A 13,211-nucleotide genomic window follows, 5' to 3' on the forward strand; every position below is an offset into this window, starting at 1 on the left:
AGGCTCATGGCATGACAGATCTTGAGCAGTTTGCCGCGCCCGGTTCCGAGTGGTGGCGCAGCGCCGTTATCTATCAGATCTACCCGCGCTCCTTCGCGGATGCGTCGGGCGACGGAATCGGCGACCTTCCCGGAATCACCTCCCGTCTTGATGCTCTGCAAGAGCTCGGCGTCGACGCGATCTGGCTGAGTCCGTTCATGACCAGCCCGCAGAAGGATGCCGGCTACGACGTCGCCGACTACCGCGACGTCGACCCGATCTTCGGCACGCTGGCGGACTTCGATGAGATGCTCGCACAGGCTCATAATCGCGGCATCCGCCTTATTGTCGACCTGGTGCCGAACCACTCCTCCGACCAGCACGTCTGGTTCCAGGAGGCGCTGAAGGCGGCCCCGGGCAGCCCCGAGCGCGCGCGCTATGTGTTCCGCGACGGCAAGGGTAAGAATGGCGAGCTTCCTCCGAACAACTGGGAGAGCGTCTTCGGCGGCGGCATGTGGGAGCGCGTGACCGAGGCCGATGGCACGCCTGGGCAGTGGTACCTGCACATCTTCGACGTCAGCCAGCCCGACTTCGACTGGACGAATGAAGAAGTGAAGGAAGAGTTCCGCTCGATTCTGCGCTTCTGGCTCGACCGAGGCGTCGACGGATTCCGAGTAGATGTCGCTCACGGCATGATCAAGGAAGCTGGCCTTCCCGACTACGCGCCCGTGGCCGATGCCGACTCGATGGGTGGCGGCGAAGCCAGTGTCCCGTATTGGGGCCAGAACGGCGTTCACGACATATACCGCGATTGGCATAATGTCCTCGCTGAGTACGACGGCGACCGGGCGATCTGCGGCGAGGCGTGGTTGCCGACGCTCAAGATGACGGCGCTCTGGGTGCGTCCGGACGAGATGCACCAGACGTTCAACTTCCCGTACATGATGACCCCGTGGGATGCCGAGAAGCTCGCGCCGTCATCCGCGAATCGCTCGAAGAGTTCGGCGCTGTCGGAGCGCCGAGCACTTGGGTGCTCTCTAACCACGACGTCATCCGGCACGCATCTCGCCTCGCACTGACGGCCGACAGCCCGCAGGGCGAGGGCATCGGCCCGCTCTCCAAGGGCAAGCCCGACCCCATTGTGGGTCTCTCGCGCGCGCGAGCAGCAACAACCGTGATGCTGTCCCTGCCCGGATCCTCTTACATGTACCAGGGCGAAGAACTCGGCCTGCCCGAGGCGATGGAGATTCCCGACGCATTCCGTCAAGACCCCACCTGGTTCCGCACGGGTGGCAAGCGCTACGGCCGCGACGGATGCCGCGTGCCGATCCCGTGGGAGGCCAATGCTCCGGCGTTCGGCTTCAACACCACCGGTGACGCCTGGCTGCCACAGCCGGCCGAGTGGGCAACGTTCGCCCGTGATACCGAGCAAACGGATGCTACGTCCACCCTCAATCTGTATAAGCAGCTCTTGCGCCTGCGGCGCGAGCGCGAGCTCGGCACGGGTTCGCTGGTGTGGGAAGACCTCGGCGAGACGGCCGTGGCGTTCCGCCGAGGCGACCTGCATGTCGCAATGAACCTCGGCACTGAACCGCTGGAACTTGGCGACGACGTGACCTTCGTCGTGCAGAGCCAGCCGTTCGACGGCACAAGCCTGCCGATCGACACGGCGGTCTGGTTCACCAAGAACTGACCGGCGCCTGAGGCCGTTGGGAAAACCCGGATCATCCGCACCCACCACGGCGTGTCCACACCCGACGCGCCGTGGGGATGACGAATCATCCGGGTTTTCCAGAGCACAGGGTTTTCCAGAGCACAGCGCGGTCACGCAGGCGGGAAGCCGCCGCTCAACCGGTCGTGAAACAGGCCGCTCGCATCATTCAGCCCGACGAGCTCGACCGTCTTGCCGTGGCGCGCGTACTTCGTCTCGATAGCATCCAGCGCGGCAACCGTCGACGCATCCCACACGTGCGAGCGCGACATGTCGATCACGACGCGGTCGGGATCGTCGGCGTACTCGAATTGCGTCGTCAGGTCGTTGCTCGAGGCGAAGAACAGTTCTCCGTCGACGGCATAGTGAGCGGTGTCGTCCGTCACCGTGCGAGTGACGGTGACGAAGTGCGCGACGCGTCTGACGAACAACACAGATGCCAGGACCACACCGGCCACGACCCCGATCGCTAGATTGTGCGTGATGACCACCGCCAGCACGGTCACGAGCATGACCACGGTCTCGCTCTTCGGCATCCGCTTCAAAGTCGACGGCCGGATGCTGTGCCAGTCGAACGCGCCGATCGCAACCATGATCATCACCGCGACGAGCGCCGCCATCGGGATGGTTGCGACGAAGTCGCCGAACACGACGACGAGCAGGAACAGGAAGACGCCGGCGAAGAAGGTGGAGATACGGGTGCGCGCACCGACGCCTTCACATTGATCATCGTCTGGCCGATCACCGCGCATCCACCCATGCCGCCGAAGATGCCGGACAGCATGTTCGCGACACCCTGCGCCCACGCTTCGCGCGTCTTTCGCGAGTGGGTGTCGGTGATCTCGTCGACGAGCTTCGCGGTCATCAGCGATTCGAGGAGACCCACGACGGCGACGGCGAGCGCGAATGGGGCGATGATCGTGAAGGTCTCCCAGGTGAGCGGCACGTTCGGGATGAACAGTTCGGGAAGGCTGTGCGGCAGCTCACCCTGATCGCCCACGGTGGGCACGTTGATCGCGAACACGATGACGACGGCCGTGACGATGATGACTGACACGAGCGGCGCCGGATGATCTTCGTGATGCGAGGCATGAAGATCATGACGAGGATGCCGAGTGCCACGAGCGGATACACCAGCCACGGCACATTGAGCAGATGCGGCACCTGCGAGCTGAAGACGAAGATCGCGAGCGCGTTCACGAAGCCCGTCATCACGCTCCGCGGGATGAAGCGCATGAGCTTCGCAACACCGAGCACCGCGAGCAGCACCTGGAAGACACCGGCGAGCATCACCGTCGCGATGAAGAAGTCGATGCCGTAGAGCGGAGCGACCGGGGCAATGACGAGCGCGACGGCGCCAGTGGCTGCGCTGACCATCGCCGGGCGTCCACCGAGGAAAGCGATCGATACCGCCATGATGAACGACGAGAACAGCCCGACCTTGGGGTCGACGCCCGCGATCACCGAGAACGCGATGGCCTCGGGGATGAGTGCGAGTCCGACCACGAGTCCCGCGAGGACCTCGCGCGTCAGCATCCGCGGAGATTTCAGCGCGGTGAGGACGGACGGGTTCGGCCGGTAGCGGGCGCGGTCGTCGGCGGCAGTGGTCACGAAGTTCAACACTAACCGTCCGCCTTTACCCCCAAGGGTCAGGCAACGGTGAACTCGGCTGTGAGTAACACCTCGTTCCGCGAACTCGGGCCCACGAGCAGCTCGAACTTCCCCGGCTCCACCACGCGTGTACCAGTGGCATTCACCAAAGTGCACTCCTCGACGGGCAGTTCGAGCGCAACGCGAAGGGACTCCCCCGGCTCGAGCGACACCTGCTGGTAGGCCTTGAGCTCTTTATCGGCCCAACTCACACTGGTTACTGCATCCCGCACGTACACCTGTACGGTCTCGACCGTCGGTCGGGCACCCGTATTGGTGACGGTCACGTGCCCGGTGATGGTGTCCTCGATACTCAGCTCGGACTGCGAAAGTTCGAGCGCAGAGTACGAAACACTCGTGTACGAGCGCCCCTCCCCGAACGCCCACGCCGGCGACTGAGTGAGGTCGGCGTATCGGTCGCCGTGTTGACCGCGAATCTGGTTGTAGTACGTCGGCTGCTGGCCGGCATGCCTGGCGAACGAAATCGGCAGACGCCCGGTGGGCTCGATTGCCCCGGTGAGCAACTCAGCGATGGCGCGACCGCCCTGCATGCCCGGGTTCGCGACCCACATCACAGCGGCAGCGCGTTGCACGGATGCTGGCAGCACCAGCGGTTTCGACGCCAGCAGCACGACGACCACAGGGGTGCCGGTTTCGACCAGCGCGTCGAGGAGCGCGTTCTGTCCACCGATGAGTTCCAGCGTCGCGGTCGAACGGCCCTCGCCAAAGAGACCGAAGGTGTCTCCGACGACGGCGACCACGACATCCGCTGAGGTGGCTGCGGCAACCGCTTCGGCAATCTGAGCGTCATCGGGTGCACACGCTCGCACTACGGGCGGCCTCGGCTGGCCGTCCGGCCAGGTCGCACCGGACGGATCAGGCTCGAGTGTGAGGATGTCGGCGCCGCGGGCGTGCACGACGTCCCACGGTGCGATCTCACGCAGTCCATCAAGCACCGTGGTGATCATCTCGCGCGGTTGTCCGTCGAGCCAGCCGGCCTGGCCGGAACCGCCGGCCCAGTCCCCGAGCTGCGTCTGCGCGTCATCCGCCAGTGGCCCCACGACCGCAACGCGCACCGTCGCGGCAGGCGCCAGTGGGAGCACACCGTCGTTCTCCAGCAGCACGAGCGAGCGCCGTGCCACTTCCAGATTCAGCTCGGCATGCTCGGCAGTACCGACGAGTCCGTCGAGCTCGTCGAGCGGGATTCGCGGGTTCTCGAAGAGTCCGAGTTCGAACTTCAGAGTGAGGATCCGCTCGACAGCGGCGTCGAACGCACCTTCCGTCAGTAGACCGTTTTGCACAGCATCCAGAGCGCCCTCGAAGAAGGTGGGCGTGGTCATGATCATGTCGTTACCAGCAGTGACAGCAGCGGCAGCAGCATGCGTGATGTCGGGATGCACGTGCTGTTCCCACACCATCCGGCCGACGTTGTCCCAGTCGGTGATGAGCGTTCCGGTATACCCCCACTCGCCGCGCAAGACATCGCTGAGCAGCCAGTCGTTGGTGCTGATCGGCACACCATCCATGGTCTGGTAACCGAGCATGAATGAACGGCAGCCCTCACGGGCCACGCGCTCGAACGGCGGCAGGAACCAGCTGCGCAGCTTCCGGCGCGAAATGTCAGCCTCGCTGGCATCCCGTCCGCCCTGCGTCTCGGAGTACCCGGCAAAGTGCTTGGCGGTGGCGAGAATCGCGGTCGGGTCCTCCAGCCCTTCACCCTGATACCCCTTGACCATCGCGGAGGCGAGCTCGCCGAGAAGGAACGGATCCTCGCCGAACGTCTCGTTCACGCGCCCCCAGCGCAGGTCTCTGGCAATGCAGAGCACGGGTGAGAACGTCCAGTGGATGCCAGTGGCCGCCACTTCGACCGCGGTCGCGCGCGCAACCTTCTCGACCAGTGGGGCATTCCAGGATGCCGCCATGCCGAGCTGGGTCGGATAAATCGTGGCGCCCGGCCAGAACGAGTGGCCGTGCACGCAATCTTCGCCCACGAGCAACGGGATGCGCAGCCGGGTCTGAGCGGTCAGCTGACTCGCCTGGACGATGCGCTCCGGCGAAGTGTGCAGAATCGACCCGACGAGCCGCCGCAGCACATGGTCTTCGAGATCGTCGCGCGCGTCGAGCTGCAACATCTGCCCGACCCTTTCTTCCAGCGTCATACGTGCGAGCAGGTCGGCTACCCGTTCGGAAATGGACAGGTCGGCGTTCAGATACGGCAGGGTCAGGGTCTCAGGAGTCATCACTTCTTGTTCTCTGTGTTCGATTCGGCGCTGGTGCGCACCACGGTGACCGCGTCGTTGACGTCAAGGCCCTTTTTCTTCATGGCGCGCGCACGCTCACCCGCAGAACGCAGCCGCGGGTTGACGTACTCGTCGATGCCGAAGTTGATCAGCGACAGAGCGACACCGATGGCGGCGATGCACAGCCCGGGGGGCATGTACCACCACCACTGGTTCTGCCCGAACGCTCCCTGGGCCGAGGCCCAGTTCAGGATCGTTCCCCAGTTGTAGGTCGTCATCGGAATCACGCCGATGTACGACAGCGTCGTCAACCCGAGGATGGCCGCGGTCACCGTCCCGACGAAGCTCGCGGCGATCAGCGCCATCAGGTTCGGCAGCATCTCCCTCGTGATGATGCGACGCAGTGGCTCTCCGTTCGCACGCGCGGCCTGAACGAAGTCGCGATTGCGCAGCGACATGGTCTGCGCGCGCAGCACACGAGCGCCCCAGGCCCACCCGGTGAGTCCCAAGACGGCGGCGATCAGCACGAGCGGAGGATCCTCGAACATCGCAGCCACGATGATGATCAGCGGGAGGCCGGGAATCACCAGGAACACGTTGGTCAGTGCCGACAGCGCCTCGCTCTTCCATCCGGACAGGTACCCGGCGATCACACCGACGACGATGGCGATCACTGTGGCGATTGCCGCGGCGAGGAATCCGACGACGATGACGCCGCGTGCGCCGTGGATGACCTGGCTCAGCACGTCTTCGCCGATATGGGTGGTGCCCAGCCAATGCGCAGCGGACGGCGGTTGCAGTCTTGCCGTGTTGTCGATTTGCGTTGGCGAGAAGGGCGCCAAGACATCGGCGAAGATCGCGACCAGGACAAAGAACGCCAAGATAGCCAGACCCGTGATCGACTTGCCATTGCGGAACATTGCGAAGGCACTAGTGAACTTCGCCCAGAGCGTCTGGCGTGGCTTGGTGTTCTGGGCGCCTGAGCCGCTGGTGCGAACGGCGAGCGTCTCCGGGGAACCTGCACCGGTCTGCCGCCGAAGGGCATCCGTCGTTTTCGCTGTGGTGGTCACTGTTCAGGCCTCCGTCTGGCGCGTGCGCGGATCAAGGAACGCGTAGGCGATATCAGCGACGATGTTCGCGACCAGCACCGAGAGAGTGATGACCAGGAACACGCCCTGCATCAGCGCGTAGTCCTTGGCGTTGGTGGCATCCAGTAGCAGCTTGCCCACCCCGGGGTAGCTGAACACCATCTCCATCACGATCGTGCCGCCCACGATGAAGCCGATCGAGAGTGCGAAGCTCTGAATCTGCGGCAGAACCGCGTTGCGGGCCGCGTACCCCCAGAGCACACGCCGTTGCGGCATGCCCTTGGCCTGAGCGACGGTGATGTAGTCCTCATCGAGCACCGTGAGCATCATGTTGCGCATCCCCAGCATCCAGCCGCCGAGTGATGCGATGACGATCGTCGCGGCGGGGAGCGTGCCGTGATGGATGACCTGCCCGATGAACTCGGGGGTGAGGCCCGGCGACGTCCCGATGCCGTAGGCCTTGCCGATCGGGAACCAGCCGAGGTTCACCGAGAAAACGGCGATCGCGAGCAGCCCCAGCCAGAAGTAAGGAATTGTGCTCAGGAACGTGGTGATGGGGATGAGTGCATCAAGCCTGCCCCCGCGTCGCCAACCGATGATTCCGCCACCTATGGTGCCGATCGCAAACGACACGATCGTCGCGAAGCCCACCAGGCCCACGGTCCACGGAAGCGCCTGACTGATCACTTCAGTTACCGGCCGCAGCCCGTGCAGCAGCGAAACACCCAAGTCGCCGTGCAACAGCAGACCCCAGTAATCGAGGTACTGCTGGAACAGGGACTTATCGGTGTCCAGCCCGAGAAGCGCGCGCAGCGCGTCCGCAGCTTCCGGAGAAACGTTGCGGTTGCGCGCGAGGTACTGGCTGACCGCATCGCCCTTCATCATCCGAGGCAGGAAGAAGTTGATGGTCAACGCCGCCCACAGCGTGAAGAGGTAGAACGCTGCGCGACCGCCGAGGAATCCCCACGGAATGCGTGATCTGCCTGCGATGACCTTCGTCGCGGTGGTGCCGATCTCGACGGCCGTTGAGGGGGATTCTGCGAGGGGAAGCTGGGGTTCAACGGCAGTCATCATTTGCCTCCGAATTCGCTGGTCATCGATGCAAAATGCCGCTCAGGGTCTGGGGATGCCGCGCGGAGTTCTTGGGTATAGGGGTCCTGCGGTCGCAGGATGACATCGTCTGCAGTGCCGTGCTCGACGATCCTGCCCTGATTGAGCACCATGATCTCGTCGCTGAAATGCCGCGCGGTGGCGAGGTCGTGCGTGATGTACAGCACGCCTAGCCCCTCTTCGCGTTGCAGGTCGGCGAGCAGGTTCAGCACTCCCAGACGGATCGAGACGTCAAGCATCGATACGGGCTCGTCAGCGACCAGGATTTTCGGTCGCGAGGCCAGCGCTCGGGCGATCGCCACGCGTTGACGCTGTCCGCCAGACAGCTCGTGAGGTCGGCGGTCGATCACGGCATCAGGAACCAATCGAACACGCTCCAGCAACCAACGCACCTCCGCCTCCGTCTCCGCCTTCGCAACCACGTTGTCTAGACGCAGGGGGCGTTCGAGGTGGTATCTGATGGAGTGGTACGGGTTGAGTGAAGCGAACGGGTCTTGGAAGACCATTCGCAGCTGTTGCCGGTACTTCCGCAGGCCTCGGCCTCGGCGCGGAATGGGTTTGTCATCAAGCAGCACCTCGCCGCTGGTCGGCGTCTCGAGTTGCGTCAGGATCTTCGCGATCGTCGACTTGCCGCTACCCGATTGTCCGACCAGACCGATTGTCTGGCCTGAGTGCAGGGTGAAGCTCACATCGTCGAGTGCGGTGAGTTGACCTGCCCCACGGACGTTGTAGACCTTGGTGACGTGTCGCAGTTCGAGGACGCTCATCGCACCACCACGCCCTTCTCACCGGTGAGACGTGGGAACGACGAAAGTAGGGTCTTGGTGTATTCGTCCTGCGGCGAGCGCCAGATCCGCTCGGCGGTATCGAGCTCGACGATCTCCCCTTCACGCATGATCGCGATGCGATCGCTGATCTCCAGCAACAGCGGAAGATCGTGGGTGATGAAGATCACCGAGAAGCCGAACTCCGCGCGCAGCTGTGAGATCTGACGAAGGATCTCGCGCTGCACGAGCACGTCGAGCGCCGTCGTAGGCTCATCCATCACCATCAGCTGGGGCCGAAGGGCCAGCGCCATCGCGATCATCACGCGCTGACGCATGCCCCCGGAAAGCTCGTGCGGGAACGAACGGACGCGCTGCGCGCCCACCTTCACGATCTCGAGAAGCTCGACGACGGCCTCTCGGCGCTGCTTCCTGTTCATTCCGGGGCGGTGGACTTCGAAGACATCCTCCAGCTGCGCGCCAATGGTGGTGACGGGGTTCAGCGCATTCATCGCGCCCTGGAACACCATTGAGATTTTGTCCCACCGGAATCTGCGCATCTGCTCGATGTCTAGAGCACCCACATCGATGTCATCGCCAGCGGCATCGTGGAAGACGACGGAGCCGCTCGTGATTACCGCCGGGGCCTTGAGGAGACGCTGCACACCGTAGGCGAGTGTGGTCTTGCCGCAGCCGCTCTCACCGGCAAGGCCGAGAATCTCACCGCGCTTCAGTTCGAGGGAGACGTTCTTCACCGCCTCGACGGGCGGGTCAACGTCATACACGACGGAGAAGTCGCGGACGGACAGCAGGGTGTCTGGCATGGATTTAGCCTTCGTGCGTGGGCGAATCGTGGACAGCAGGACGGTAGCTGAGCCTGTCGAAGCATCCGGTAGCGGATGGCATCCGACTCTTCGACAGGCTCAGCTACCGAACGCCCTACTTCGCCTTCAGGTTGGTAAGAATCTGCACGATACCGGGCTGCGTCGGGTCGGCCGAGGCGTACTGGTCATCTTCGGACGGGAAGCCGACGTAATTGCGAGTGTTGAACTGGCCGAGCAGCGGGTGTGCGCCCAGCGGGATCGCAGGTACGTCTTCGACAAATGCCTTCTGCAACACAGCGACGGCGGCCTGACGGTCTTCGTCAGACGACGCGTTGGCGTAGGTATTGAGCGCTTCGGTCACTGCCGGGTTGTCGTACCGGCCGAAGTTGAACTGCGCCTTGTCGTCGACGATCCACTTCGGGTCCATGGTCGAGGTGTAAAGACCATAGGCGTTGCCGGTGTCTTCGAGCCAGTGGATGATCGCCTGGAAAGAGCCTTCCTGACGCGCCGCGTCCCAACCGCCCCAGTCGGGCTGGTCGACCTTGACCTCGATGCCGAGAGACTTGTCGAGCTCTTCGGCGATGAGAGCCTGCTCAGTGTTCCAGTCGCTCCATCCGGCGGGGACGGAGATCGAGAACGAGACAGCCTCGCCATCCGGGTCGATCAGCGCCTCGTCCTTCCAGGTGTAGCCCGCGTCGGTGAGGATGCTCTTCGCCTTGTCAACGTTGACCTCGTAGTTCACATCCTGGTAGTCGGGAACAATTTCGTCCTCGAGGAGCGTTCCGAGTCCGGTCACGTTCCAGATCACTTCGCTGGCGCCCTCTCGAGCGATGTCGACATACGCTTGACGGTCAATCGTCCAAGCCAGCGCCTCGCGGAGAGCGGGGTTGTTGAAGGGCTTGGTCTGCAGGTTGAAGAACAGTGTTCCGGCGCCAGCGGTGGGCGAGACCAGGAAGTGGTTGTCCTCATCTACCGACAGGTAGCTGTCTTCGATCTGCGGAAGGAACGCCTGCGCCCAGTCCGCCTCGCCGGACGCAAGGGCAGTGGTGAGTGCTGCATTGTCGCCGTAGGAGACGTAGTTGAGCGTGGGAACGGCCAGCTCGCCGCCCCAATAGTCCTCGTTCGCCGCCAGGGTCACCGATTCGGTTGTCCAGTTCGACAGCACGTAGGGACCGGTGCCGACAGCAAGGCCTTCGCCGGTGAGCGGGTCGGTGTTGGGGTCTTCGATGTTCTCCCAGATGTGCTGGGGCACGATCGGGGTGTGCAGCACGCGCGCCTGGGCGGTGTACTTCGAGTCGCCGAACTTCAGAGTGATCTTGTCGCCGTCGACTGTCGCACCCTGGTAGTTCAGGCCCGCGGAGTCTGTGAGCGTGCCATTGAGGAACTGGTCGAAGGTGAAGACGATGTCGTCACCGGTGAACGCTGTGCCGTCGCTCCAGTTGACACCGCTGCGCGGGACAACGGTGAGCTCGGTGTAATCGTCGTTCCACTCGACAGACTCGGCCAGCCACGGGGTGGTGGCGAGGTCGCCGGTCGGGTTTACGAGCGCGAGAGGCTCGAAGATGACTTTGGCGTAGCCGTACTTCGACGCCGAAGAGTCGCCGAGGTAGGGGTTGTGCGATTCAGTGGTGATCGCACCGTCCGGCTTGGCGATCGTGAGGGCGGCACCGGTAGAGCCAGACCCTCCGTCGCTGCCTCCCGATGGGGAGCATCCGGCGAGGGCACCGACGCTGATGGCGGTAATTGCGGTGATCGCAATCAGTGATTTGCTGAGCTTCATTGCTTCTCCTTGGGCACGGGTCATTGTGCAGGGGTGGACGAGCTGCGGTACTCGGGTAGAGCTTTGCTTACCAGTGAGAAAGTAAACTGAATGTGAGGTTACCGACAAGTAAGTAAGCTTGCAAGTACCGCTTACCAGACCGTTACACTCAGCTCAGGAGGATGCCATGGCCAGTGACACGCAGGACACAACCCGCACTCGTCCTGCCACCCGCCTCAAGCGCACAGAAATCCTAAAGGCCGCGGTCGAAATCTTCGGCAACAAGGGCTCGACGAACGGGACCCTTGCCGACGTCGCCGAGCAGGTCGGGATGACGCACGCTGGCGTGCTGCACCACTTCGGTTCGAAGCAGAATCTGCTGCTCGAGGTACTCGCCTACCGCGATCAGGCCGACGTCGCCGACCTCGTCGAGCAGCACATTCCGGGCGGACCGGAGTTGTTTCTGCACCTCGTGCGCACTGCATTCGCCAACGAGCAGCGCCCCGGTATCGTGCAGGCCTACACCGTGCTGTCGTCGGAATCCGTGACCGACGACCACCCGGGGCGGGAGTACTTCGAGGAGCGCTATACGACGTTGCGGCGAGAGGCATCCGAGGCGTTGCACGAGCTGTGCGTGCAAAAGGGCGTCGCCGATCCGCAGACGATCTCAGCGGCATCGGCCAGCATTCTTGCCGTCATGGATGGCCTGCAGCTGCAGTGGCTCCTGCATCCCGACACCGTCGAGCTCGGCGCAGCCAGCGAGTTTGCGATCCGAGCGATCGTGAATGCCGTGCTGCAACCCGGTCCGGAGCTTGAGACTTTTACCCGCACCGCCTGACGCACACGTCGATAGGCTCGGCCCATGAGCATCGACCTTGAGGCACTGTACATCGACCTGCACCGGCATCCGGAGCTTTCTTTCCAAGAAACGCGCACAGCGGGCATCGCCGCCCAACATCTGCGCGATCTCGGACTCGAAGTCGAAGAGGGCGTCGGGATCACCGGAGTTGTCGCCGTGCTCGAGAATGGCCCCGGCCCCGTTGTCTGGGCACGCGCCGATATGGATGCCCTGCCCGTCGAAGAGCTGACCGGTCTCGCCTATGCGAGCACGGCAACCGGCATCGACCCCGCGGGCCACACCGTGCCGATCATGCACGCCTGCGGCCATGACATGCACGTGACCGCGATGATCGGCGCCGTCGAAAAACTTGTTGCCGACCGCGCCGACTGGTCGGGAACCCTTGTCGTGCTCATCCAACCGGCCGAGGAGTACGGCGCCGGTTCGCGCGCGATGCTGGATGCTGGCATCCTCGACCGCTACCCGAAACCAGACATCGTGCTCGGGCAGCACGTCACACCGCTCCCCGTGGGCACGATCGGTGTGCGACCTGGGCCGCAGATGGCTGCGGCCGACGGCATCACCGTCACGTTGCACGGCCGCGGTGGGCACGGCTCGCGCCCGCACACCACGATCGATCCTGTGGTGATGGCTGCGGCCACCGTCATGCGCCTGCAGACCATCGCCTCACGCGAAATTGACCCGCAGGGAGTCGCGGTCGTCACTGTCGGCTCCATCCACGCCGGCACCAAGAACAACATCATCTCGGCCGAGGCGAAGCTCGAGTTGAGCCTGCGGTATGCGACCGAAGAGATGCGCACCAAGGTGATCGCCAGCGTCGAGCGCATCGTGCGGGCAGAGGCTACGGCATCCGGCGCCGAGCGTGAGCCCGAGTTCCACACCGATCACCGGCTCCCGCCGACGATCAACGACGCAGATGCTACGGCACGGCTCACCGCGGCCATGGACCGCGCACTCGGCGAAGGCACGGTTGTTGATCCCGGCATGTTCACCGGCAGTGAAGACGTATCGTGGTTCGCTCGTGATGCCGGAGCACCCCTGGTGTTCTGGTTCTGGGGTGGAGTGGATCCGGCGACTTTCGCGGCTGCGGTCGAGAACGACAGCGTCGCGAGCGACATCCCGACGAACCACTCGTCGTACTTCGCACCGGTGATCCACCCAACAATCGAGGTCGGAGTGACGGCGATGGCTACCGCAGTCAGGGAGTTTTTGGACTGACGACGCCCC

General features: G+C 63.8%; 8 protein-coding genes and 2 pseudogenes. 3 read left to right on the forward strand and 7 right to left on the reverse strand.

Annotated features, from left to right (window positions below):
• Window positions 1-11: 11 nt before the first annotated feature.
• Window positions 12-1,672, forward strand: a pseudogene (locus DC31_RS18250) (glycoside hydrolase family 13 protein).
• Between the two features lie 131 nt (window positions 1,673-1,803).
• On the opposite strand, the pseudogene DC31_RS15275 reads toward DC31_RS18250, so the two are convergent.
• The 7 genes and pseudogenes from DC31_RS15275 to DC31_RS15305 all read right to left on the reverse strand — a co-directional run bounded on the left by DC31_RS15275 (window position 1,804) and on the right by DC31_RS15305 (window position 11,146).
• Window positions 1,804-3,226: pseudogene (locus DC31_RS15275) on the reverse strand (SulP family inorganic anion transporter).
• 113 nt (window positions 3,227-3,339) lie between these two features.
• Window positions 3,340-5,580 (reverse strand): glycoside hydrolase family 3 N-terminal domain-containing protein, encoded by a 2,241-nt coding sequence (locus DC31_RS15280; RefSeq protein WP_081813906.1) that lies wholly within the window; start codon window positions 5,578-5,580, stop codon window positions 3,340-3,342.
• Window positions 5,580-6,500, reverse strand: coding sequence for an ABC transporter permease (locus tag DC31_RS15285; protein WP_235201565.1), 921 nt, complete (start codon window positions 6,498-6,500; stop codon window positions 5,580-5,582). Before DC31_RS15285 ends, DC31_RS15280 begins: the two co-directional genes overlap by 1 nt.
• 153 nt (window positions 6,501-6,653) lie before the next feature.
• A complete protein-coding gene (locus DC31_RS15290) occupies window positions 6,654-7,739 on the reverse strand; it encodes an ABC transporter permease (RefSeq protein WP_036281652.1) in 1,086 nt (361 codons plus the stop codon).
• Complete coding sequence (locus DC31_RS15295; protein WP_036281654.1) at window positions 7,739-8,545, reverse strand: ABC transporter ATP-binding protein; 807 nt, start codon at window positions 8,543-8,545, stop codon at window positions 7,739-7,741. The genes DC31_RS15290 and DC31_RS15295 overlap by 1 nt, the downstream gene beginning before the upstream one ends.
• Window positions 8,542-9,366, reverse strand: a complete 825-nt coding sequence (locus DC31_RS15300) for an ABC transporter ATP-binding protein (RefSeq protein WP_036281655.1) — start codon at window positions 9,364-9,366, stop codon at window positions 8,542-8,544. Before DC31_RS15300 ends, DC31_RS15295 begins: the two co-directional genes overlap by 4 nt.
• Before the next feature lie 115 nt (window positions 9,367-9,481).
• Window positions 9,482-11,146, reverse strand: coding sequence for an ABC transporter substrate-binding protein (locus tag DC31_RS15305; protein WP_036281658.1), 1,665 nt, complete (start codon window positions 11,144-11,146; stop codon window positions 9,482-9,484).
• A gap of 166 nt (window positions 11,147-11,312) precedes the next feature.
• On the opposite strand from DC31_RS15305, the gene DC31_RS15310 reads away from it, so the two are divergent.
• Together DC31_RS15310 and DC31_RS15315 are read left to right on the forward strand one after the other, a co-directional pair.
• Entirely contained in the window at window positions 11,313-11,963 is a 651-nt protein-coding gene (locus tag DC31_RS15310) for a TetR/AcrR family transcriptional regulator (protein WP_036281661.1), read from the forward strand.
• Between the two features lie 24 nt (window positions 11,964-11,987).
• Window positions 11,988-13,202 (forward strand): amidohydrolase, encoded by a 1,215-nt coding sequence (locus tag DC31_RS15315; protein ID WP_036281663.1) that lies wholly within the window; start codon window positions 11,988-11,990, stop codon window positions 13,200-13,202.
• Window positions 13,203-13,211 lie beyond the last annotated feature (9 nt).

Origin of the sequence: Microbacterium sp. CH12i, assembly GCF_000685355.1 — a bacterium.
Classification (GTDB): Bacteria; Actinomycetota; Actinomycetes; order Actinomycetales; family Microbacteriaceae; genus Microbacterium.

Bases quoted from the DNA above. Each gene is read 5' to 3' on its own strand.
- DC31_RS15280 (WP_081813906.1), bottom strand. From the start codon at position 5,580: ATGACTCCTGAGACCCTGACCCTGCCGTATCTGAACGCCGACCTGTCC.
- DC31_RS15285 (WP_235201565.1), bottom strand. From the start codon at position 6,500: ATGTTCCGCAATGGCAAGTCGATCACGGGTCTGGCTATCTTGGCGTTC.
- DC31_RS15290 (WP_036281652.1), bottom strand. From the start codon at position 7,739: ATGACTGCCGTTGAACCCCAGCTTCCCCTCGCAGAATCCCCCTCAACG.
- DC31_RS15295 (WP_036281654.1), bottom strand. From the start codon at position 8,545: ATGAGCGTCCTCGAACTGCGACACGTCACCAAGGTCTACAACGTCCGT.
- DC31_RS15300 (WP_036281655.1), bottom strand. From the start codon at position 9,366: ATGCCAGACACCCTGCTGTCCGTCCGCGACTTCTCCGTCGTGTATGAC.
- DC31_RS15305 (WP_036281658.1), bottom strand. From the start codon at position 11,146: ATGAAGCTCAGCAAATCACTGATTGCGATCACCGCAATTACCGCCATC.
- DC31_RS15310 (WP_036281661.1), top strand. From the start codon at position 11,313: ATGGCCAGTGACACGCAGGACACAACCCGCACTCGTCCTGCCACCCGC.
- DC31_RS15315 (WP_036281663.1), top strand. From the start codon at position 11,988: ATGAGCATCGACCTTGAGGCACTGTACATCGACCTGCACCGGCATCCG.